This window comes from Sodalis sp. RH21 (assembly GCF_047324175.1).
Taxonomy (GTDB): Bacteria; Pseudomonadota; Gammaproteobacteria; order Enterobacterales; family Enterobacteriaceae; genus Acerihabitans.
The window spans coordinates 5,413,249-5,435,155 of record NZ_CP178732.1 but is presented as its reverse complement, the minus strand read 5'-3'; the positions used below and the strand labels follow the sequence as shown (position 1 = coordinate 5,435,155).

Genomic DNA, 21,907 nt, shown 5'->3' with positions numbered 1-21,907 from the left:
ACTCGTAGTGAGTTTATGTGCTGGTTTTATTGCCTCCGCCGCTGCCGATAGTCGCGTGGCCGTCTATTCTCCAGGCCAAACCCAACCGGTGGTTATCGCCGGGGCCAACAATCTTGCACAGTTGACGCTTAATCCACAATTGGCCGGCAGGACCTGGTGGCCCGGCACGGTGATCGCGGAAAAGCTGGCCACGGCCGCACAGCTGGATCAACAGCGGCAACTGCTGGCGCGCCTGGGCGCGTTGAGCGCCGACTTAAGGCAGGATAATGATACCGGGCTGGCCAATTCAGTCGACCAGGTGCGCAGCCAGATCGCCGCCCTGCGCGTCACCGGCCGCCAATTTGTCTCTCTCGATCCGGACGTGATTCGCTTACAAGCCGGCGCCAACCGCACTCTGGTGGGGGAATATAGCCTATATACCCTGGCGAAACCCACCAGGGTCCATATTTATGGCGCCGTGGCGGCGACCGGCCCGCAGCCCTACCTGGTCAGCCGCGATGCGGACGACTATTTGCAAACCCACCAACGCCTGAGCGGTGCGGAAAGAAGTTATGCCTGGGTGATATCGCCCGATGGGCAATATCAATCGGTGCCGGTGGCTTATTGGAATCGGCGTCACAATGAAGTGGCGCCGGGCAGTATTATCTACGTCGGGTTTTCCTCATGGGCGCTGCCCAGGGCCTACCGGGATGTAAATGAAAAGATTGTCTCCTTGCTGACTCACCGGATTCCTGACTGATGAAAACAAAATATCTACTCAGCCTCATCGCGCTGTCAGTGGCCACCGCCTGCCAGGCGGCGTCCTATACCGAACCGCTGGGCCCTTCGCAAATGGATATGGGCGGTGCCGGCTTATTGCAAACGCCCACGGCGCGCATGGCGAAGGACGGCGAATTCAGCCTTAACTACCGCGACAACGACCAATACCGCTTTTATTCCGTTAACCTGCAATTATTCCCCTGGCTGGAAACCACCATCCGGTATTCCGACGTGCGTACCCGCCAATACAGCAACGACCCCAACTTCAGCGGCGATCAGACTTATAAAGACAAAGGCATCGACTTTAAGCTGCGCCTGTGGGAAGAGGGATACTGGCTGCCTGAAGTTTCGGCCGGCGTGCGGGATTTCGGCGGTACCGGGCTATTTGACAGCGAATTTATCGCGGCCAGCAAAGCCTGGGGGCCATTTGATTTCTCCCTCGGCATGGGGTTTGGCTATCTCGGCAATAGCGGCAACGTCAAAAACCCGTTTTGCGAGGCCAAAGACAGTTTTTGCCAGCGCAACAATACCCATCGCACCGCGGGTTCTTTTAACGGCGGCGATTTCTTCCACGGCCCGGCCGCGCTGTTTGGCGGTATAGAATACCAAACGCCCTGGCAGCCGCTGCGCTTGAAAGTGGAATATGAAGGGAACGACTACGAAGGGGATTTTGCCGGCCGGTTGAAGCAAGACTCCCCGGTTAACGTCGGCGCGATTTACCGGGTCGGTAAATGGGCGGATTTTAACGTCAGTTATGAACGCGGCAATACCATGATGTTCGGCGTGACGCTGCGCACCAACTTTAATGATTTGACCCAGCAGCACCGGGATAGCGAAAAACCGGCCTACGCGCCGAATCCGCAGTCCGACATGCTGCAGCATCAGGTCGTGGCGCAGCAGTTGACCGATATGGATAGCAACGCCGGTTACGGCGCGCCGCATATCCAGGTGAAAGACCGCACGATGTATATGACCGGCGAGCAGTATAAATACCGCGATGGCGCTGAAGGCGTCGATCGCGCCAACCGCATCCTGGTCAATAACCTGCCGGAAAATATCGATACGCTGAAAGTCACCGAAACCCGGCAGCATTTGCCGCTGGTGACCACGGAAACCGACGTCAAGAGCCTGCAAGAATCCCTGGCGGGTTATCCGCTGGGCCATGAGCAGCCGCTTAAACAGCGCCGCACCGAGCCGGATGTGCCGAAAAACGCCGAACAAGGCTATTATATCGATCGGGATCGCCTGCAACTGGGCTGGGCGCCGGTGCTTAACCAGTCCATCGGCGGTCCGGAATCCTTCTACATGTATCAGATCGGGGTGGAAGGCACCGCCAACTACTGGCTGACCGATCACTGGGTGACCTCCGGTTCCCTGTTCGGCAATATCATCAACAATTACGATCGGTTTAAATTCACCGCGCCGCCGAACGATTCGCATCTGCCGCGGGTGCGTACCCGAATTCGTGAGTACGTTGAAAATGACGTCTATGTCAGCAACCTCCAGACCACCTATATCGATCGCCTGGGCGACGGCTGGTACGGACAGCTGTACGGCGGTTATCTGGAAATGATGTACGGCGGCGTCGGCGGCGAAGTGTTGTATCGTCCGCTGGACAAGAACTGGGCGGTGGGGCTGGACGGCAACTACGTCAAGCAACGTGACTGGGATAATATGATGCAGTTCGCCGACTATAAGGTGGCCACCGGCAACCTGACCGGCTACTGGCAGCCGGGCTTTATGGACGGCGTCTTGGTCAAGGCCAGCGTCGGGCGTTATCTGGCCAAGGATAAAGGCGTGACGTTTGATGTCTCCAGGAAGTTCGACAGCGGGGTTACCGCCGGCGCTTTCGCCACCTTTACCAATGTCTCCAAAGAGGATTACGGTGAAGGGTCATTCACCAAGGGATTCTATCTGTCGATACCGCTGGATCTGTTGACGGTAACGCCTAACCGCACCCGGGCCCAGTTGAACTGGATTCCGTTGACTCGCGATGGCGGTCAGATGGTGGGGCGTAAATACTACCTGTACGGGTTAACCGACGAACGCGCACCGGCGGTTGAATAAACCCGCCAAATCAGCGATAAGTAATGGCCTCCTCCGGAGGCCATTTTTTTGCGCCGCTAGTGGCGTCATCGCTGTGAACGACGCCGCTGGCGCCCGAAGCATAATCTTCCCCGGACGGTGGGTTAATAATATGGCGTTCTGAGCTACACTAATGGCTCTGGTTATCTGACACAATGGGGAACGGGATGACGGACGATCCTTATATCTCATTATTGGCTTCTATTGTTTGGCGCTCCGATCAAGACCCGCCGCCGGACGCCAAGGCCGCGGATTGGCTGATGGAGCGAGGCTCCATGACCCTGCGTTTTGAGCGCCATTGCCGCCGCGTCGCGGTCCGCCGCGGCCGGGAAGGCTATTTCCCGGCGCAAACGCTGGGGCCTGAGGTGGCGCTCTTACCCCCATGCGAACGCTATTGGCTGCGGGAAGTCGTATTGTGCGGTGACGAGCAACCTTGGCTGGTAGGGCGTACCCTGATTCCCGAGGATGCGCTGGCGGGGGCGGAGTGGGCGCTTACCACTCTTGGCGATATACCGCTCGGCAAATGGTTGTTTCGCGATGAGGCCCCGGCGCGGGACTATATCCAGGTGGGTAAATCGGATAATTTATGGGCGCGCCGCTCGTGTTTTCGGCCCAGCGGCAAGTCCTTATTGCTGACAGAGCTATTTTTACCTGACGCGCCGCTGTATCGTTAAACATAACGTAAAGTTTGATGAAGTATAGGAGAGAGAAGTGGAACAAAGCGCCACGATGGGCAAATGGCAGGCCTGGTGCCGGTTAATGCGCATTGATAAACCCATTGGTTCTCTGTTGTTACTTTGGCCGACCCTGTGGGCGTTATGGCTGGCCGGGCGGGGCACGCCCGCTCTTGGTACGCTGATGGTGTTTATCCTGGGCGTTTTTTTTATGCGGGCCGCCGGATGCGTGGTTAATGATTATGCCGACCGCAAAATTGACGGACACGTTAAGCGTACCGCCTCGCGGCCGCTTCCCAGCGGCCTTATTAGCGAGAAAGAAGCGAAAATCCTGTTTGTGATCCTGGTGGGACTCTCGTTTGGCTTAGTCCTGACTCTCAATACCATGACTATCGCGCTATCGGTGGCGGGATTGGCGCTGGCCTGGGTTTATCCCTTTATGAAGCGGGTCACCCACCTGCCGCAACTGGTGCTGGGCGCGGCTTTCGGCTGGTCAATTCCCATGGGATACGCAGCTGTAAGTGAGTCCTTACCTTTAGCCTGTTGGCTGCTGTTTGCGGCGAACATCCTCTGGACGGTAGCCTACGATACGCTATATGCCATGGTAGATCGCGATGACGACCTGCGCATTGGCGTAAAATCCACCGCTATCCTGTTTGGCCGTTATGACAAAGCTATCGTCGGCGGCCTGCAAGCGGCCACGCTGCTGCTGCTACTGCTGCTGGGGGGGCTGATGGGGCTAAGCTGGCCTTTTTACGCGTCGCTATTGATCGCCGGGGCCATGTTTGTCTATCAGCAAAAAATGATTGTCCGGCGCGAGCGGGACGCCTGCTTTAAAGCGTTTCTGAATAACAACCTGGTAGGCATGGTGGTCTTTGTGGGTATCGCGCTGAGTTTGCTTGGAACGGGTACGGGACAGTCTTAAGCCGCTGACGGGTACGGGCATGGATAAGCCCGCGCCCGTCATGGGCGCGTCATACCGTCATCGACGCCTCGCCCGGCGGCTCGACGGCGGGGGCGTTAGCTAATACGCTGGCGCTTTCAATGGTAAGCCGGACTTCCGGCGTAAGCAGTTCGCTGAGTATCTCGCTCATTTCCCTTACCCTCTCGCCGATGGCGTCGCCGCTGTCGCTGATATAACCTTCCTCGCGCAGCGTAGCCACCAGGGTGGAGAATACCGCTTTGTCGAAGAATTCCGGCGCATTTATGCCATGCAGCACCGAAAGGCGTTGGGCCATGATGCGGCTCTCTTTCTCCAGCGTGCCCCGGTTGATCTCGGGATTGATGCGCAGCAGTGAAAAGGTGATGGCATAGCGTTGCAGCGTTTCACGCACGCTGGCCGCCAGTAGCTGCAGGGTTTGCGCCTGCGCCGGGTTAAGTAATAATTGCCGGTCGCGATCGAAAATCAACCCTTGGCGTACCAGCTCTTCAATCAGCGAATCGATAATAGGGCCGAGATCGGTGTTCTCATGCTGCATGAACAGTTCGGCCTTCATCATGGGATAGAACAGGTTTATCCGGCGCAATAACTGTTTCCGGTCGATGCCGGGATGACCGATAACGATACTGGCGACCAGCGAAGGCAGGATAAACAGATGCTGGATATTATTGCGGTAATACGTCATCAGCACCGCCTGCTCGCGGGACAAATAAATAATATCGCCGATAGTATCCTTTTCGATGCTGAACTTATTCATCGCCAGGGCGTGCTCCAGCAGTTCCTGCGCGGTGGACTCGGGTACCGTCACATCGGACGCATAAGGCACGTTGCGCAGCAACGCCAAATAGCAGGTGAGCTGCTGCAACAACTGCTCGCGGGTAAGCGAGCGCTGACGGGAGGCCAGTAATACCGTGGAGCACAGATTAATGGCGTTGGCCGCCGCCGCGTTGTTGATACGCACCATGATTTTCGCGGCGATATCATCCACCGCCGGCGCCAGCCAGGAAGGCCGCTGGGCGTCAATGGGATCGATGGAGTCGCGCCATTGCGGCACGTTCTGGTTAAGATAGGTGCTTAGGGATAAGGGCTCGCCAAAATTGACATACCCCTGGCCCAGATTACGTAATTTACGCAACCCGCGGACCATTTGCACAAATCCCTCTTTCTCTTTGGTGGCGCCGCGCAGCTCTTTGGCGTAGGTGCCCACTTCCATGACATGTTCATAACCCACATAAATCGGCACCAGGGTAATCGGCCGATTGCCCCCGCGCAGCATGGCCTGGATGGTCATGGTCAGCGTACCGGTTTTGGGTTCAAGCAACCGCCCGGTACGCGAGCGCCCGCCTTCCATGAAATATTCCACCGAATAACCCCGGGTAAACAGCTCGCCCAAATATTCACGGAAAATCGTGGAGTAGAGTTTGTTGCCCTTAAAGGTGCGGCGGATGAAAAATGCGCCCAGGCGCCTGAAAATCGGGCCCGCGGGCCAGAAATTCAAATTGATGCCCGCGGCGATATGCGGCGGCACCAGGCCCTGGTGGTAAAGCACATAGGATAATAATAAATAGTCCATATGGCTGCGATGACAGGGTACGTAGACTATCTCATGACCGTCTTCCGCCAGTTGGCGTACGCGTTCGGCATTACGAACATGCAGCCCTTGGTAAAGACGGTTCCAGGTCCAGCTCAATACGCGATCGGAGAGGCGTACCGCCTCGTAAGAAAAGTCCGCCGCAATTTCTTCCATGAGGGCGATGGCGTTTTGCTGCGCTTTTTCCGCGGAGATTTTTTTGGTGCGGGCTTCATCTTCGACGGCTTTTTCGATCGCCTTGGACGCCAATAATTTATTAAACAAATCCTGGCGGACCGGCAAACGCGGCCCCACCGCCACCAGACGTTGGCGCGCGAAATGAATCATGGCGACGCGGGCGAGCTTTTGCGCGATGGTTTTGTCGGTACCGTGTTCCGTCGCCATATAGCGCATGGACAGCGGATTGGAGAAGCGGACGAAGCTATCGCGTCCCAGCCACAGTACGGCGATAAATTTTTGAAAACCGTTAAGCAGGCGCAACTGGGGGGCGGGCTGGTTTTGCTGCGCCTCGCGTCCGGGAGAGCGGCCGAACATGATGGATACGGGCACCATTTGTACATCGAGTTGCTGATTGTTGCGGTGCAAGTCCAGATAGTCGTGAAACAGCTTTACGGATTCGAGTTTTTCCGAGAAATAAGAGAAGACGCGCGGACCATCATGGATAAAAACGTAACGCGGCAAGACGACGCCGTCGATTTCCAAGGGAATCAAGGGGTCGGGTAATTGGAGATGCAAACATTGCGCGCGCAGCGTGAGTAAGTCCGCTTTTGAATTATATGGTAACACATACATTATTGGCCGCAGAGGGTCCAAACCGGTTTCTTCCCGTGGATTCGCGGGAATGACTTTGCTTCGCACCAGCAGCCTGAGCGGTAAATCCAAGAACGTGTAAAAAATAGTACGCCAACCTGACATATCTTTGTGAAGCCCCTTGTTAGCATTGCGACTCAAGAATACCAGAAACCGCGCGGCAGATCTGTGGTGATACGAACGCGAAGAACAGGTAACATGGGCGCTATTTTCTCTCTGTGCATAAAAATTATGGCAAACCAAACCAGCGGGCTTAGTCGCATCTATAAAGCCACGGGATACTCAATAAAAGGATTTTGCGCCGCCTGGCGTCATGAAGCCGCTTTCCGTCAGGAAGTGGTGGTTGCCATCTTGGCGATCGTCATTGCATGTTATCTCGAATCAGACCCCGTTTCGCGAATTTTATTGATCGGATCTGTGTGGCTGGTGGTGGTGATCGAAATTATCAATAGCGCTATAGAAGCCGTGGTTGACCGTATCGGGCCCGAATTGCACCCGCTTTCCGGTAGGGCGAAGGATCTGGGGTCGGCCGCGGTCACGCTGGCCATTATTCTGGCCTTGTTCGTCTGGGGGATGTTGTTGTGGCGGCACTTCGCCTGATCTTGCGTTTTCAGGCCCCCTTGGCCGGGATTTTATCGCATTTTGGTACGTTGAAGGTTTTCAATTGCGCCGGACCTGTATATACTCGCAGAAAGACTGTATAAACAAACAGGGGACGGAATGAAAGCGTTAACCGCCAGACAGCAAGAGGTTTTTGAGCTTATACGCGATCACATATCGCAAACCGGTATGCCGCCGACCCGCGCGGAGATCGCCCAGCGCCTGGGGTTCAAGTCCCCCAACGCCGCTGAAGAGCACCTCAAGGCGCTGGCGCGTAAAGGCGCTATCGAAATTGTCTCGGGCGCCTCACGTGGCATCCGGTTATTAATCGAAGAAGAAACCGGCCTGCCGCTCATTGGCCGCGTGGCCGCCGGCGAGCCTCTGCTTGCGGAACAGCACATAGAAAGCCACTATCAAATAGACCCCGACCTGTTTAAACCCCATGCTGATTTCCTGCTGCGGGTAAGCGGCATGTCCATGAAGGATATCGGCATTATGGACGGCGACCTGCTGGCGGTGCACAAAACCCAGGACGCGCATAACGGCCAGGTAGTGGTGGCGCGAATCAACGATGAAGTAACGGTTAAGCGCCTGAAGAAACATGGCAATATTGTGGAGTTATTGCCTGAAAACAGCGAATTCGCGCCCATTATCGTCGATCTTCGCCATCAGGAACTCTCCATTGAAGGGCTGGCGGTTGGCGTTATCCGCAACGGCAACTGGATTTAACCCGCAGCCGTAGCCAAAACCGGTGCCGCTGCGCCGGCCTCGTGAATTTACGCGGCTAAAAACGCTATCAATTCCCGGCCTCCCCTGTTGCTGGCTACGGCTCCAGGGTGGCCCTGCCGACACATATTGTTACATTTACCGTTCTTTCCCTTTTCTTCTGCTACCCGCTGTTTACCCTGGTTTTATCGACCGCTTCCAGATGAAAAGCCGGTAAGCCTGGGCTATTCTGCTGCGAAATAATGCTTATACCAAATGCGCTGCTATACTTATAGCCATAGGGTTAGCTTATGACCTCCGGTAGATGAATCAGATTTTTTTTGTTTTTCATTAACCGATGCATAGTAAGTTAATTGATTAACCGAAGACCAAGGAGAACTCCGATGAACAAAGACGAAGCCAGCGGCAATTGGAAACAGTTCAAAGGTAAAATCAAAGAACAATGGGGTAAACTCACCGATGATGATTTGACCGTTGTTGAAGGCAAACGCGAGCAATTAATCGGGAAAATCCAGGAACGTTACGGTTACGGCAAAGATGCCGCCGAAACGGAAGTCAAAGACTGGGAATCCCGCAATAAATATCGTTGGTAGCTTGTCTAAAAAGAAATAACCGTGGTACCAAGAGGTTATTTCTTTAGCAGTGTTCCTACCCAAAGGTACAAGGACGTACCACCCGGCTTTATGCCGCTGCATTATTTGTCCCCACCTTATTTATCTTTACCCGCTTGACCCGCTTGGTTCAAAAACAGCCGTAATAATGATTTTTCAATGCGGGCTAGCGGCCATTATATTAAAAATCTTTGCTGATTTATCCGGGCAAGCAACAACGTTATCAACGCTTTTTTATAGTGATGCTATGGTCATGATGGCAATCTTGCGGGCTTTCGCAGGCCTGTACGTCCGTGCAGGCAGGGCAAAACCCATGCGCTTCCACCACGTTATGGCGCATGGCGAAACCGGCGGCCTTAGCCATCTTCTGCAATATGTCCTCAATGCCCTCGGTTGATTGCTCCGTGACCTGGCCACAGCGATCGCAGATGAAAAAAGCGGACGTGTGGCCCGGTTGTTCAAAGTGGTGGCAAAGCACAAAGCTATTGGTGGACTCCACGCGATGGATAAATCCTTGTTCCAGCAGAAAATCCAGCGCTCGGTAAATAGTTGGCGGCTTGGCCTGGGGTTCCGATACCCTGAGCAAGTCCAGCAGGTCATAGGCGCTGATGGCGCCCTCCTGCTGGGTCATCAGGCGCAACACTTCCAGGCGCTGTGGCGTCAGGCGCACATTACGTTGTTCGCACAGTTGTTCCGCCTGACTGAGTAATTGAGACTGGGTTGTTGCATTCATAGGGATTCCCCGCAGCTAATTCCGCAGTCCATCTTACCATGAAGGTGTAAAAACGCCGAGTACGGGATGTGTACCGTCTTGTCACGCAACCGGGTAACGGAAGTTAATATTATCCGTGACTCTATTGGCAATTGAGATTAAATGGTAAATAATCTGCTTATTAGTAGCTTTGGTTTTACGTTTGATATTTATTTTATGTGAAGAAAGCGTTTTCTCTTTAATACCCAACTGTGAGCATATATGCATGGTGTTGAAACCTGACATCCACATTTTTAGAATCTCGGCTTCTGTTTTGCTGAAGTGCAAAGGAGAAAATCCCAATACTGAATTGTCACTTTGCCACGCTTTGGTATCCATGAAATATTGAATTATCATGATAATTGAACTCATCTTTATGAATTTCGACACGATAATTACATTGTCTTTTATTGGTACAAAATCGTGAAATTTTATATTTTCATTGCCAATGAAAATAAAAAATAACGTTAAGGGCTGTGTATCGATAATGGATTTTAAATCACTACCATCATCATGATATTGAAAGTAATTTTGATTTATAAAAATGATTGATGGCGCGGTTCTTTTGCATTTATTTTTTAACGCATTGACGTTTTCCAGGTCACGTATCGTGCCTTTTATTCCATTGGCGACTAATGAGCTTCTTAATGCGTATCTGGTATATGTGCAGGGGTCCAAGATAAAAACAGTCATAATAATAGCGTCATCTGCAGTGTATGTCATTTCATGACAAAAGGGGTGGCGATAAAAAATCGGCCCCGGAGGACGGGCAAGAGAAAATTTATGTTTTTATTATTAGAGTATCCGGTCGTGGAAGATCTGCGTTTATTTTTATGCTTTGTGCGCAATGGGTGATTATTGAAAACCGGAAACACATCGCAAGCTTAATAAACCCGTTCATACTCTACCTTCCACCAACGTACCGATAAGATGCGTGTTAGGGTTATGTGATAAATGATTATGATCATTTTGTAAATCATGGAACCCCCATTTGGGACGGATTGGTGGTTTTTTGGTATTTGATGTACTTTCTGGCCCTGGCTCAAGGGTATTTGCGTTAAAAATATGTTAATAACACGGCGGTTTGTCGCACTATGACTCTCCTGGACCCTGGCCGCTATCGTCCATTGCGTCCCCTGATTTCTTCATTTTTTCTGTGATACAATAGATAAATACTTGGCTTCGCCCTGGCAATGAAAAAAGCAACGGCAAAATCCATAATCAGGCACCTTCGGGTGTAAACCCCCAGACGATTGATTTGATCTTATGCGTGTCGATAATTCCTTGCAGCGTCCCTTTGAATCCGACGCTCAGCCCGCCGTCCCCGGTTACATCACCCCCCAGCGCCTTTCCGTCGCGCCGATGCTGGATTGGACCGACCGCCACTGCCGCTATTTCCTGCGCCTGCTGACGCGCCATACGCTTATGTATACGGAAATGGTAACCACCGGCGCGTTGCTGCATGGCAAAGGGGATTACCTCGCCTTTAACGAGGCTGAGCATCCCCTGGCATTACAATTAGGCGGCAGCGAACCCGATGCCTTGGCGCAATGCGCCCGCATGGCAGAACAGCGCGGCTATGATGAGATTAATCTCAATGTCGGTTGTCCGTCCGATCGGGTGCAAAATGGGCGCTTCGGCGCCTGCTTGATGGCGGAGCGGCAGCGGGTGGCTGAATGTATCGACGCCATGCGTTCAGCGGTATCGATTCCCGTCACCGTAAAAACCCGTATCGGTATCGACGATCGGGACAGCTATGCTTTTTTGTGTGAATTTATCCAGACCGTTGCCGAACGCGGGGGGTGCGATACGTTTATCATTCATGCCCGCAAGGCTTGGCTGTCGGGCTTAAGTCCCAAGGAAAACCGCGAAATACCGCCGTTGGATTACGAACGCGTATACCAGTTGAAACGGGATTTTCCTGGTTTAACGCTGGCGATTAATGGCGGCATAAAAAATCTTGCCGAGGCGCAGCGACATTTGCAATGCGTGGACGGCGTAATGATAGGGCGCGAAGCCTATCAAAACCCCGGCATTTTGGCCCAGGCGGATAGCAGGATATTTGGCAAAACCGATCCCTACAGCGATATGACGGCGGTGGTGTGCGCCATGCTGCCCTATATTGAGCAGGAGCTGGCCCGGGGGACTTACCTTGGCCATATCACCCGCCATATGCTGGGGTTGTTCCAGGGGATACCCGGCGCGCGACAGTGGCGGCGTTATCTCAGCGAAAATGCCCATAAACCGGGGGCCGGCATAACGGTGGTCGAGCAGGCGCTGGCCAAGCTTAAGCCCGTGTCGCCGGCCGCGGCCGAGGTCAGCCAGTGATTACCGGCATGGCGTGCTTGACTAATTGATGGCGAAAATGGCCAAGCTCTCCATCGTCTGCAAATTAATCTCTTTAAAAATCAATTAATTAAATTTATAAAAACCTGGCATGTTTATTGATAGTCATTATGGGACATTAGGGGATATCGCAGGATGGAAGATGGACCCTAAACACCTTAACGAGACGGGACTTCCCCGTTATACAGGAGCCTGCCATGTTAGAGATTTTCTTTGTCATCGGGTTTTTTATGATGCTGCTGCTGACCGGGATTTCCATTCTCGGCGTGCTGGCGGCGCTGGCGGTCGGCACTTTCGCCATGATGTTCGCCGGCTTGTTTGTGATGGCGATAAAATTATTGCCATGGCTGCTGCTGGCCCTGGTTGTCGCTTGGGTATGGCGGGCAGTGAAGCGTCCCCAACTGCGGCGCTATTGATATGTCCGGCCCCGGCCGGGCGTATGGCATGGCCATACATAAGACCGGATGTATAAAGCAGAAATAGCGTATTAACGTGCAGCCGATCACAGGTTTACCCTTTTCATTGCATGAACGGCGCTTTGCGATACTTTTTGCTTATGAGTGCTGCTAAGATACCGCGCTATCGTTGTAGCAGTGAATTCATCAACGTCATCGGAAAATGATAGCCACCAATAAAATGATAGCACCATAAGCTGCATCGTCTGGTGACGACAACTGCTGTACCTACAAAAAAATAAAAACATCGACTTATAACGACTACATACAATTAATAAAAATATCATCCTATAGTGCTGATTAAAGCAACTTTATACCGGGCCCCTTTCCTTATGGATGAGGCCCGTTTTTTTTGGTGACGGTTATAGCCCTATCACGGAATCAGCAGCGAAGATCCGCTGGTTTCGCGGCTTTCCAGCGCCTGGTGCGCCCGTTGCGCTTCAGCCAGCGGGAATTTTTGTTTCTCCGGCACGTCGATGTTAATCGCGCCGCTGGCAATCATTGAAAACAACTCATTGCTGGCCAATGTGAGCTCTTCATGGTTGGTGACATACCCATTTAACGACGGGCGGGTCACATATAAAGAACCTTTCTGATTGAGGATTGCCAGGTTAACGCCGGTCACCGGGCCGGATGAATTACCGAAACTTACCATCAGGCCGCGGCGGTGCAAGCTATCGAGCGAAGCCTCCCAGGTGCTTTTGCCTACGGAATCATAGACTACGCTGACCTTTTTACCGCTGGTCAACGCGGCCACCCGTTCGGGCACGTTCTCTTCCCGATAATTGATAATCTCCCAGGCGCCGGCCTCTTTCGCCAAGGCGGCTTTTTCCGCCGAGCCGACGGTGCCAATCATTTTGGCGCCCAGCGCCTTGGCCCACTGGCAGGCGATGCGTCCAACCCCGCCGGCCGCGGCATGGAACAAGAAGATCTCGTTGGGTTTGATTTCATAGGTTTGGCGTAACAGATAATAGACCGTCAGGCCTTTTAAAAATGATGCGGCGGCCTGTTCGAAGGATATGGCGTCGGGTAAAACGGCGATATTTTTCTGGGGAACATTATGCACGTCGCCATAAGCTCCCAGGGACGAGTGGGCATAGACCACGCGATCCCCCGGCTTGAGGCTGGTGACGCCGGGTCCCACTTTGGTGATAATTCCTGCGGCCTCGGTTCCCAGCCCGGAAGGTTTAGCCGGGGTAGGGTATAAACCGCTGCGCACATAGGTATCAATATAATTGATCCCTATAGCTTTATTCGCTACCTGTACTTCGCCCTGCACCGGGTCCGCCGGGGTGAAATCCACGTATTGCAATACTTCCGGGCCGCCATTGGCGGAAAATTGAATGCGCTTTGCCATATCTGTTCCTCAGCTTGGATAGTCTGGTTTATTTCTTAATTAACCTTAAGCTGTTAGCGCCGGTTTGCAAAGCCACATAGGATTTGGCGACAATCAACGATACAATGCATTCTTAACTAATGCTTCATCTATCAGGCAAAGTCATTACCCCATGTCAGAAAAAAAACCAGCCAATAAAACAAGCTTCTCCCGGGACCGCCAAGTCGAGGGCCTGAAACTCCCGCCCCATTCGCTGGAAGCGGAGCAGTCGGTGTTGGGTGGCTTAATGCTGGATAATGAGCGTTGGGACAATGTCGCTGAACGCGTCACCGCCAAAGATTTCTTTAATCGGCCCCACCGGCTGATTTTCGGCGAGATGCAGCGCTTGCTCGAACTGAACAAGCCTATCGATTTGATCACGCTATCCGAATCGCTGGAGCAAAAGGGCGATCTGGATTCCGTGGGCGGTTTCGCTTACCTGGCGGAATTATCGAAAAACACCCCCAGCGCGGCCAATATCTCCGCTTACGCCGATATCGTCCGTGAGCGCGCGGTGGTCCGCGAAATGATTGCCGTGGCCCATGAAATAGCCGATGCCGGGTATGATCCCCAGGGGCGCAGCAGCGAAGATCTGCTTGATTTGGCGGAATCGCGGGTGTTCCAGATTGCCGAGAATCGCGCCAGTAAAGATGAGGGACCCAAGAGTATCGACCGCATCCTGGAAGATACCGTGGCGCGCATCGAGCAGCTTTATCAAAAACCCCACGATGGGGTGACCGGGGTGTCCAGCGGTTATCATGACCTGGATAAAAAAACCGCCGGCTTGCAAAAATCCGATCTGATTATTATTGCCGCGCGCCCCTCGATGGGTAAGACCACCTTCGCCATGAACCTGTGCGAAAACGCCGCCATGACCGAAGATAAACCGGTGCTGATTTTCAGCCTGGAAATGCCCGGCGAGCAAATCATGATGCGTATGCTGGCCTCATTGTCCCGCGTGGACCAGACGCGTATCCGCACCGGCCAGCTTGATGATGAAGACTGGGCGCGCATTTCCAGCACCATGGGTATCCTGCTGGAAAAACGCAATATGTATATCGATGATTCATCGGGCCTGACGCCGACCGATGTACGATCCCGCGCCAGGCGCGTTTTCCGCGAACACGATGGCCTGAGCCTTATCATGATCGACTATTTGCAATTGATGCGCGTGCCGCAGTTGTCTGAAAACCGCACGCTGGAAATCGCCGAAATTTCCCGCTCGCTGAAGGCGCTGGCAAAAGAGCTGCAGGTGCCGGTCGTGGCGCTGTCCCAGCTGAACCGCGGCCTGGAACAGCGCGCCGATAAGCGGCCGATCAACTCCGATCTGCGTGAGTCCGGCTCGATCGAGCAGGATGCCGACTTGATCATGTTTATCTATCGCGACGAGGTCTACCACGAAAACAGCGATATGAAAGGTATCGCGGAAATTATTCTGGGTAAGCAACGTAACGGCCCGATCGGGACGGTACGGTTAACGTTTAACGGGCAGTGGTCGCGGTTCGATAGTTATGCCGGGCCACAATATGATGATGAATAATAACCAGGACAAGGATAATGAAAACGGCAATTGCCGTTATTGATCGCCAGGCTTTGCGTCATAATCTGCGGCAAGTACGCCGGTTAGCCCCGCACAGCCAGATAGTGGCGGTAGTGAAAGCGAACGCATACGGCCATGGGCTGCTGGAGACCGCTTTCACGTTGCGCGATGAGGCCGATTATTTCGGCGTGGCGCGTCTTGGCGAGGCGCTGGCGCTGCGTAACGCCGGTATCGCCAAACCTATTTTGCTGCTGGAAGGTTTTTTCAGCGCCGACGAATTGCCGCTGTTGGTCCAGCACCATCTTGCCACCGCGGTGCATAGCATCGAACAACTGCGGGCATTGGAACAGGCAACGCTGGCGCAGCCGTTGCAGGTATGGATGAAACTGGATACCGGCATGCATCGTCTGGGGGTCCTGCCCCGTGAGGCAGAGGCATTTTACGCGCGTCTGGCGGCCTGTCCGAATATCGCCGGGCCGATAAATATCATGAGCCACTTTGCCCGCGCCGACGAGCCGCAACTGGACGCGACCTCCCTGCAATTGGCCTGTTTTGATCGCTTCGGCCAGGACAAACCGGGCCGGCGCTCCATTGCCGCCTCGGGCGGTATTCTCCTGTGGCCGCAATCACATCGCGATCTGGTCAGGCCCGGGATCGTGCTTTATGGCGTCTCGCCCCTGGGTACCGGCGAGGCGTCGGAGTTTGGTTTCCGTCCCGCCATGACCCTGACCTCCGCGCTGATCGCGGTGCGCGATCATCAGGCGGGCGAAGCCAGCGGTTATGGCGGCATTTGGGTCAGCCCGCGGGATACCCGGCTCGGCGTAGTCGCCTTCGGCTATGGCGATGGTTACCCGCGCAGCGCCCCGAACGGCACGCCGGTGTGGGTCAATGGCCGCAATGTACCGCTGGCCGGGCGGATCTCCATGGATATGTTAACGGTGGATCTGGGTCCGGAAAGCCAGGACCGGGTAGGCGACCGGGTGGTCTTGTGGGGCCCCGAGCTGCCGGTGGAACGAGTGGCGGCCGCCAGCGGCATCAGCGCTTATGAATTGATTACCAGGCTCACCTCGCGGGTGACGGTGGAATATGTGGATGGCGAACATGCCGGCGCGGGCCGGGAACCGGCATCCCGGTGAATTATTTTAATCAGCCGGCGCCCAAATGATATTGAATCTTTGGTAATGTACTGACGGGGCTTCATGATTGAACCCGTAAACCAGGAGATCTGCTGTGTTCCAGAATGTTGATGCTTACGCGGGGGACCCGATCCTGTCGCTGATGGAAACCTACAAACAGGACCCCCGGCCCGATAAGGTCAACCTGAGCATCGGGCTTTATTACAATGAGCAGGCGATAATCCCGCAGTTGAGCGCGGTAGCGCAGGCGGAAGCCATGCTGGAAGCCGATCCCAGGCAGGCGATGGCCTATTTGCCGATGTCGGGTTTGCCCGCTTATCGCAGCGCCAGCCAGGCGCTGCTGTTTGGCGAAAATCATCCGATGCTTGCCGCCGCGCGCATCGCCACCATCCAAACGGTGGGTGGTTCGGGCGGGCTGAAGATCGGCGCTGATTTCCTTAAAACGTATTTCCCGCAGTCCACCGTGTGGGTCAGCGACCCTACCTGGGAAAACCATGTGGCGATTTTTTCCGGCGCCGGTTTTAACGTCGACCGCTACCCCTATTTCGACGGCGATAAATTGGGGGTGGATTTCAGCGCGATGCTGGCGTGCCTGCAAACGTTGCCGGCGAAAAGTATTGTTTTGCTGCACCCCTGCTGCCATAACCCCACCGGCTCCGATCTTACCCGCGAGCAATGGGAACGGGTGATTGAGGTAGTGGCGGAACGCGGGTTGATTCCCTTCCTGGATATCGCTTACCAGGGTTTCGGCGAAGGCCTGGATGACGATGCCTTCGCGGTGCGTGAGATGGCGCGCCTGGGCTTGCCTTGCCTGGTCAGCCAGTCATTTTCCAAAATATTCTCGTTGTATGCGGAGCGGGTCGGCACCTTATCGGTGGTGTGCGATAGCGCCGAGGAGGCCGCCAGAGTCCTGGGACAGTTGACGTCGACGGTGCGCCGCAACTACTCCAGTCCGCCGAATTTTGGCGCGCAGGTGGTGTCCAGGGTACTTAACGATCCGGCGTTAAACGCGGTATGGCGCCAGGAAGTTGCCGCAATGCGCACGCGTATTTTGCAGATGCGCCAAAGTTTGGTGGATGCGCTGAAAATCTCCCTGCCGGCGCGTAATTTCGATTATTTGCTGCGCCAGCGGGGTATGTTCAGTTATACCGGCCTCAGTTCGGGGCAGGTTGACCGGCTGCGCGATGAATTCGGGGTTTACCTGATTGGCAGCGGGCGCATGTGCCTCGCCGGTCTGAATACCGATAACGTGCAGCAGGTGGCGCGGGCGATCGCCGCGCTGCGCTAATCCCTTCGCCATCAGGCCCGCCTCCGTTAGTCACGGGGGCGGGCTTTTTTTTGGCCGGGCCGGAGGGCGCCTTTCTTTTGTCCCGCATCGGCCGGCTGCCCGGTTCCCCGGCGTTTCGCGTTGCGCACTATACTTACGTGTAAACAGAGGAGCGTGAACTATGTGGTATCAACAAACCCTGATTTTTAAGGCCCGTACGCGGGGTTTTCATTTGGTGACCCAAGAGATAACCGACCGTCTCGCCCATTTATCCGACATTAATACCGGGTTACTGCATTTGTTATTGCAGCATACCTCGGCCTCGCTGACGCTGAACGAAAATTGCGATCCCAGCGTCAGGGCCGATATGGAAAACCACTTCTTGCGCCAGGTACCGGAAGATGCTCCCTATCAACACGATTACGAGGGGCCTGACGATATGCCGGCTCATATTAAATCATCTTTACTGGGTGCATCACTGTTGATTCCCGTCGGACGGGGTAAATTATTGTTGGGCACCTGGCAAGGGATTTGGCTGGGCGAACATCGCAACCGGGGAGGCGAACGGCATATTATCGCCACCCTGCAAGGAGAGTAAATATGGATCAATCGACTTTTCTCACGTATTGCATGGGCAAGCCAGGCGCGGAGCAGAGCATCAGGCAGGAGTGGCAGGCCAGCCAGATCAAGGTGGGGGAGGTGATGTTCGCCATGACCCATGAAGTGGACGGCCGGCCGGCGATTTCGCTCAAAAGCAGCCCGGAGATGGCGGAGTCGCTGCGCGGCGAATACAAGTCCCTGGTGCCCTGTGCCCTGCTGAATAAGACGCACTGGAATACGCTATTCCTAGACGGAGATATCCCGGACTCGCAATTTTATTACCTGGCGGATGCCTCATGGCAACTGGCGGTGGCGGCCCTGCCGGATGCATTGCGCCAGGAACTGAATATCTAACCCGCCTTAACCCCAGTCGCTGATTAACTGCCCGTATAAAACCACGGCTTGGCGGAGTTTATCTACCGCGCAATATTCATCCGTTTGATGGGCCATGGCCGGTTCACCCGGACCAAGGATAATACAGGGCGGCGAGCCGAGCGCATCAAGCAGTACTGAAGCATCGGTGAAATAGGGTACCACGCGCGGCTCCAGCGGGGCGTAATGCAACGGCGCGCAGCGGGCGAAGACCTGGCGAATCCAGGCATTGCGGGGTTCCGTCAATATCGAAGGCAAATCCACCAGCGTAGTTATCGTCACGGTATCGCCCATGGCGGTGGTCAGCCGTTGGCGGATTTCGTCATGGCGCAAATTGGGCGCGGTGCGGATGTCCACATCAAACCGGCTGCGATCGGGGACCGAGTTGATATTCAGACCGCCGTCGATCGTGCCGACATTGAGCGTGGGACGCTTCATTAAGGGGTGCGGCGCGCCCGGTTCGAAATGTCGGATTTTGCCAATGGCCTCGGCGGCCAGGTATATGGCGTTGATCCCCAGCTCCGGCATTGCGCCATGGGCGGTTTTACCCCGGGTTTCACAGCGTAGCCACAGGGCGCCTTTATGACCGACCACCGGATAATTGGCCGTGGGTTCGCCGACGATTAATGCCCCGATTTTCGGCAGCTGTTCGCGTGCTTCGGCGATCAGCGCCCGGGCGCCGTCACAACCCGTTTCCTCGCCGCCGGTTAATAGCAGCACTACGCCGCAGCCGGCTGCTATAGCCGATCGCTGTTGCCGGCAGGCCACGATGAAGGCGGCGATCGCCGCCTTCATGTCGCTAGCGCCCCGTCCGTACAGCCTGCCGTCGACAATCTCGCCGTCAAAGGCGCCGAAGCGCCATTCGGCATTGCCCAGGGGTACGGTATCAAGATGCCCGGTAAAGGCCAGCGGCGCGCGTTCGGGCCGATGGCCGTCGATGCGCGCCAACAAATTAAATCGCCGATCGCCAAACTGCTGCAAATGAACGTTAAACCCCTGCTGTTGCAGATAATCCGCCAGAAACGCCATGCACAAGGATTCATCTCCCGGCGGATTTATGGTATCAAAGCGCAGCAGTGCGCGGGTCAGGGCAATGACCTCATCGTCAGGGTTTACGTCAGCTTGCACGGTTACTCCTCCTGGTATGTTTCGCGTCGCGGCGGCTAGCGCGTAAATACGCGCCGGGGATTATGGATCATCAAGGTTTCCAGCTGTTCGCCGGTAACGCCATGGCGGCGCAGGCGCGGTACAAAATGCTTAAGGATATAACCATAACCGTGGCCGCCATAGCGGGTCAGCATGGTTTTAAGAAACACGTCCTGAGAGAGCAAAATTTGCGTTAAAAAACCGGCGTCGATCAATTCGCGGATGGCCTGGGCGTTTTGTTCGTCAGACGGGGATTGAGCGGACTCGTCGGCATAATAATAGCTCATGCCAATCATATCATATTCAAGAAATGCGCCGCGCCGCGCCAGGCTATGCTGATAGGCCTTGTCGGCGAAACTCGGGTTCATATGGCATAACACGGTATGGCGCAAATCGGCGCCTTCGTGTTCCAGAATATCCAATACCCGGTGCCCCAGGCGCTCCCAGCCCGGCAAATGTACTTCGATGGCCACGCCGGTGGCGGCGCTGGCCCGGCCGGCCGCCCGCAATGATTTCTCTTCATCGGCGGTGAAAGCGGCGGAAACGCCGATTTCACCGATTAACCCGGCGATCACATGCGGTTTTTCCTGCGCGCCGCCCACATCGAAAATTAACTGTTCAGCCAATTGTTCCACTGAATGGGTTTTAACATACGCGGGATGGGACGGCTCCAGGTAAAAGCCGGTGCCCATAACGATATTCAGGCCGGTCAGGCGCGAAATCCGCTGCAAGGCCAGCGGATCGCGGCCGATACCGATATTGGTCGGATCGACTACCGTCTCGCCGCCCAAGGCGCGGAACTTCATTAATTCTTCCACCGCCACGTCCGGATCGAACAACTGGCAGTTATCGCGGCTGGCGAGCGGATTAAGCGACAGTTCGCCGAGATTTTCCATGCGCACCGGCATCTCCGCCAGGTGGCGTTCGCTGCAACAGCAGGGCGGCACCCATTTCCCGGAGGCGTCCAGCAAAATATGCTCATGCATCAGCGTCACGCCCATCCGTTCGATGGGCAGCGGCCCCAGCACCGTCATGACATAACCGCTGCCTACGCCCACGGGGAGCGGATCGGCATGGCGAAAAATCGTATGTTGCATCGTCGGCTATCCTTTGATCGGCCGTGCCGGGTTGAAAATGCGGGTATTGAGCCAGATCGCCAGCAAAATAATAGTGCCGGTGGCAATCTGGGTATAAAACGGTGAAATATGCGATAGAATCAAACCGTTTTGGATCACCGCAATCGACAGGGCCCCCAACAGGGTACCGATAATGGTGCCGAAACCGCCGAACAGGCTGGTGCTGCCCAGCACCACCGCGGCGATAACCTGCAATTCGAACCCTTCACCTTGATTGGAGGAGCCGCTGCCCAGGCGCGCGGTAATGATCATCCCCGCCAGGGCGGCGCTCATGCCGCTGATGATGTAAACCCCGAGCGTCGTGGAGCGGGTATTGACCCCGGCGCGTCTTACGCCTTCGGCATTGGCGCCGATGCCGGTAATATAGCGGCCGAAGCGGGTGTGGTTCAGTAAAATATGGCCGCAAACCAGCGCCAGCACGCCAAGTATCGCCGGCAACGGCAACCCCAACAGCCAGGCGCGGCCCAGCAGGGTAAAGGGGCTATCGGCCGGTATCGGAATTGAATAACCCTGGGTAATCAGCAGCGCCACGCCGCGCACTATCGCCAGGGTAGCCAGGGTAACGATAAAGGCCGGGATACCTTCATAAGCGATAAAAAAGCCGTTTAGGGCGCCAATTAATCCGCCCAGCAGCAGCCCGCCGAGCAGCACCACCGGCCAGGGTAATCCCCAATTATTCAAGGCAATAGCGGATAGCGCGCCGACCAGGGCCAGGGTCGAACCCACCGACAGATCGATGCCGCCGGTGGTGATCACCAGCGTCATGGCCGTGGCGACGATCAATAGCGGCGCGCTTTGGCGGATAATATTCAGCCAATTCGGACCGCTGAGAAAATTATCGGTAATCAGGGCAAATACCACGCAGCAAAACAGGCAAAACAGCGCAATGCTCACGACGCCGGAATGGTTATGCAAAATGCGGCGGGGTAATGAATGCCGGATCATACGGTTAGTGGACATAGTGACGATACTCATGCAAAGATCCCC

General features: G+C 55.0%; 21 protein-coding genes. 14 read left to right on the top strand and 7 right to left on the bottom strand.

Annotation, left to right across the window (positions count from 1 at the left end; genetic code table 11):
* Positions 1–55: 55 nt before the first annotated feature.
* The 4 genes from ACL2XP_RS25110 to ubiA all read left to right on the top strand — a co-directional run bounded on the left by ACL2XP_RS25110 (position 56) and on the right by ubiA (position 4,443).
* A complete protein-coding gene (locus ACL2XP_RS25110; RefSeq protein WP_413736149.1) occupies positions 56–739 on the top strand; it encodes a capsule biosynthesis GfcC D2 domain-containing protein in 684 nt (227 codons plus the stop codon).
* Complete coding sequence (locus ACL2XP_RS25105) at positions 739–2,826, top strand: YjbH domain-containing protein (RefSeq protein ID WP_413736148.1); 2,088 nt, start codon at positions 739–741, stop codon at positions 2,824–2,826. Before ACL2XP_RS25110 ends, ACL2XP_RS25105 begins: the two co-directional genes overlap by 1 nt.
* Before the next feature lie 185 nt (positions 2,827–3,011).
* A complete protein-coding gene (gene ubiC / locus ACL2XP_RS25100) occupies positions 3,012–3,518 on the top strand; it encodes a chorismate lyase (protein WP_413736147.1) in 507 nt (168 codons plus the stop codon).
* Positions 3,519–3,573: 55 nt separating this feature from the next.
* Complete coding sequence (ubiA, locus tag ACL2XP_RS25095; RefSeq protein WP_413739290.1) at positions 3,574–4,443, top strand: 4-hydroxybenzoate octaprenyltransferase; 870 nt, start codon at positions 3,574–3,576, stop codon at positions 4,441–4,443.
* A gap of 49 nt (positions 4,444–4,492) precedes the next feature.
* On the opposite strand, the gene plsB is transcribed toward ubiA, so the two are convergent.
* On the bottom strand, positions 4,493–6,964 hold the full coding sequence (gene plsB, locus ACL2XP_RS25090) for a glycerol-3-phosphate 1-O-acyltransferase PlsB (RefSeq protein WP_413736145.1): 2,472 nt from the start codon (positions 6,962–6,964) through the stop codon (positions 4,493–4,495).
* A gap of 126 nt (positions 6,965–7,090) precedes the next feature.
* On the opposite strand from plsB, the gene ACL2XP_RS25085 reads away from it, so the two are divergent.
* From ACL2XP_RS25085 to ACL2XP_RS25075, 3 genes are all read left to right on the top strand, one after another.
* A complete protein-coding gene (locus ACL2XP_RS25085) occupies positions 7,091–7,459 on the top strand; it encodes a diacylglycerol kinase (RefSeq protein WP_413739289.1) in 369 nt (122 codons plus the stop codon).
* Between the two features lie 120 nt (positions 7,460–7,579).
* Entirely contained in the window at positions 7,580–8,188 is a 609-nt protein-coding gene (gene lexA, locus ACL2XP_RS25080; protein ID WP_413736144.1) for a transcriptional repressor LexA, read from the top strand.
* 380 nt (positions 8,189–8,568) lie between these two features.
* On the top strand, positions 8,569–8,778 hold the full coding sequence (locus ACL2XP_RS25075; RefSeq protein ID WP_413736142.1) for a CsbD family protein: 210 nt from the start codon (positions 8,569–8,571) through the stop codon (positions 8,776–8,778).
* A gap of 241 nt (positions 8,779–9,019) precedes the next feature.
* On the opposite strand, the gene zur is transcribed toward ACL2XP_RS25075, so the two are convergent.
* Both zur and rcsA read right to left on the bottom strand, forming a co-directional pair.
* Positions 9,020–9,529: a zinc uptake transcriptional repressor Zur gene (zur, locus tag ACL2XP_RS25070; protein WP_413736141.1), complete on the bottom strand. Its 510-nt coding sequence runs from the start codon at positions 9,527–9,529 to the stop codon at positions 9,020–9,022.
* Positions 9,530–9,610: 81 nt separating this feature from the next.
* Positions 9,611–10,270, bottom strand: coding sequence for a transcriptional regulator RcsA (rcsA, locus tag ACL2XP_RS25065; protein ID WP_413736140.1), 660 nt, complete (start codon positions 10,268–10,270; stop codon positions 9,611–9,613).
* Between the two features lie 543 nt (positions 10,271–10,813).
* Here rcsA and dusA point away from each other — a divergent pair.
* Positions 10,814–11,875, top strand: a complete 1,062-nt coding sequence (dusA, locus tag ACL2XP_RS25060) for a tRNA dihydrouridine(20/20a) synthase DusA (RefSeq protein WP_413736138.1) — start codon at positions 10,814–10,816, stop codon at positions 11,873–11,875.
* 215 nt (positions 11,876–12,090) lie between these two features.
* Positions 12,091–12,309: an envelope stress response protein PspG gene (gene pspG / locus ACL2XP_RS25055; RefSeq protein WP_413736137.1), complete on the top strand. Its 219-nt coding sequence runs from the start codon at positions 12,091–12,093 to the stop codon at positions 12,307–12,309.
* Positions 12,310–12,721: 412 nt separating this feature from the next.
* Here the strand turns inward: pspG and ACL2XP_RS25050 are convergent, their stop codons facing one another.
* Positions 12,722–13,705 carry a quinone oxidoreductase gene (locus ACL2XP_RS25050; RefSeq protein WP_413736136.1) on the bottom strand — a complete coding sequence of 328 codons (984 nt, stop codon included), beginning with the start codon at positions 13,703–13,705 and terminating at the stop codon, positions 12,722–12,724.
* A gap of 151 nt (positions 13,706–13,856) precedes the next feature.
* On the opposite strand from ACL2XP_RS25050, the gene dnaB reads away from it, so the two are divergent.
* From dnaB to ACL2XP_RS25025, 5 genes are all read left to right on the top strand, one after another.
* Positions 13,857–15,263 (top strand): replicative DNA helicase, encoded by a 1,407-nt coding sequence (gene dnaB, locus ACL2XP_RS25045; protein WP_413736134.1) that lies wholly within the window; start codon positions 13,857–13,859, stop codon positions 15,261–15,263.
* 17 nt (positions 15,264–15,280) lie between these two features.
* Positions 15,281–16,399 carry an alanine racemase gene (alr, locus tag ACL2XP_RS25040; protein WP_413736133.1) on the top strand — a complete coding sequence of 373 codons (1,119 nt, stop codon included), beginning with the start codon at positions 15,281–15,283 and terminating at the stop codon, positions 16,397–16,399.
* A gap of 94 nt (positions 16,400–16,493) precedes the next feature.
* Positions 16,494–17,687 (top strand): aromatic amino acid transaminase, encoded by a 1,194-nt coding sequence (locus ACL2XP_RS25035; protein ID WP_413736132.1) that lies wholly within the window; start codon positions 16,494–16,496, stop codon positions 17,685–17,687.
* Positions 17,688–17,847: 160 nt separating this feature from the next.
* On the top strand, positions 17,848–18,264 hold the full coding sequence (locus ACL2XP_RS25030; protein ID WP_413736130.1) for a secondary thiamine-phosphate synthase enzyme YjbQ: 417 nt from the start codon (positions 17,848–17,850) through the stop codon (positions 18,262–18,264).
* 2 nt (positions 18,265–18,266) lie between these two features.
* The gene (locus ACL2XP_RS25025) at positions 18,267–18,620 is read left to right on the top strand and encodes an MmcQ/YjbR family DNA-binding protein (protein WP_413736129.1); all 354 of its coding nucleotides are present in this window, start codon (positions 18,267–18,269) and stop codon (positions 18,618–18,620) included.
* A gap of 6 nt (positions 18,621–18,626) precedes the next feature.
* Here ACL2XP_RS25025 and ACL2XP_RS25020 read toward each other — a convergent pair whose 3' ends face one another.
* From ACL2XP_RS25020 to ACL2XP_RS25010, 3 genes are read right to left on the bottom strand one after another with little or no spacing between them, the layout of a single operon-like run.
* Entirely contained in the window at positions 18,627–19,766 is a 1,140-nt protein-coding gene (locus ACL2XP_RS25020) for a M20 family metallopeptidase (RefSeq protein WP_413736127.1), read from the bottom strand.
* A 35-nt stretch (positions 19,767–19,801) separates the two neighbouring features.
* A complete protein-coding gene (locus ACL2XP_RS25015) occupies positions 19,802–20,881 on the bottom strand; it encodes a phosphotriesterase (protein WP_413736126.1) in 1,080 nt (359 codons plus the stop codon).
* Between the two features lie 6 nt (positions 20,882–20,887).
* The gene (locus ACL2XP_RS25010) at positions 20,888–21,895 is read right to left on the bottom strand and encodes an ABC transporter permease (protein WP_413736125.1); all 1,008 of its coding nucleotides are present in this window, start codon (positions 21,893–21,895) and stop codon (positions 20,888–20,890) included.
* Positions 21,896–21,907 lie beyond the last annotated feature (12 nt).

Coding starts and splice junctions, on each gene's coding strand:
- ACL2XP_RS25105 (WP_413736148.1), top strand. CDS start 739: ATGAAAACAAAATATCTACTCAGCCTCATCGCGCTGTCAGTGGCCACC.
- ubiC (WP_413736147.1), top strand. CDS start 3,012: ATGACGGACGATCCTTATATCTCATTATTGGCTTCTATTGTTTGGCGC.
- ubiA (WP_413739290.1), top strand. CDS start 3,574: ATGGGCAAATGGCAGGCCTGGTGCCGGTTAATGCGCATTGATAAACCC.
- plsB (WP_413736145.1), bottom strand. CDS start 6,964: ATGTCAGGTTGGCGTACTATTTTTTACACGTTCTTGGATTTACCGCTC.
- ACL2XP_RS25085 (WP_413739289.1), top strand. CDS start 7,091: ATGGCAAACCAAACCAGCGGGCTTAGTCGCATCTATAAAGCCACGGGA.
- lexA (WP_413736144.1), top strand. CDS start 7,580: ATGAAAGCGTTAACCGCCAGACAGCAAGAGGTTTTTGAGCTTATACGC.
- ACL2XP_RS25075 (WP_413736142.1), top strand. CDS start 8,569: ATGAACAAAGACGAAGCCAGCGGCAATTGGAAACAGTTCAAAGGTAAA.
- zur (WP_413736141.1), bottom strand. CDS start 9,529: ATGAATGCAACAACCCAGTCTCAATTACTCAGTCAGGCGGAACAACTG.
- rcsA (WP_413736140.1), bottom strand. CDS start 10,270: ATGACATACACTGCAGATGACGCTATTATTATGACTGTTTTTATCTTG.
- dusA (WP_413736138.1), top strand. CDS start 10,814: ATGCGTGTCGATAATTCCTTGCAGCGTCCCTTTGAATCCGACGCTCAG.
- pspG (WP_413736137.1), top strand. CDS start 12,091: ATGTTAGAGATTTTCTTTGTCATCGGGTTTTTTATGATGCTGCTGCTG.
- ACL2XP_RS25050 (WP_413736136.1), bottom strand. CDS start 13,705: ATGGCAAAGCGCATTCAATTTTCCGCCAATGGCGGCCCGGAAGTATTG.
- dnaB (WP_413736134.1), top strand. CDS start 13,857: ATGTCAGAAAAAAAACCAGCCAATAAAACAAGCTTCTCCCGGGACCGC.
- alr (WP_413736133.1), top strand. CDS start 15,281: ATGAAAACGGCAATTGCCGTTATTGATCGCCAGGCTTTGCGTCATAAT.
- ACL2XP_RS25030 (WP_413736130.1), top strand. CDS start 17,848: ATGTGGTATCAACAAACCCTGATTTTTAAGGCCCGTACGCGGGGTTTT.
- ACL2XP_RS25025 (WP_413736129.1), top strand. CDS start 18,267: ATGGATCAATCGACTTTTCTCACGTATTGCATGGGCAAGCCAGGCGCG.
- ACL2XP_RS25015 (WP_413736126.1), bottom strand. CDS start 20,881: ATGCAACATACGATTTTTCGCCATGCCGATCCGCTCCCCGTGGGCGTA.
- ACL2XP_RS25010 (WP_413736125.1), bottom strand. CDS start 21,895: ATGAGTATCGTCACTATGTCCACTAACCGTATGATCCGGCATTCATTA.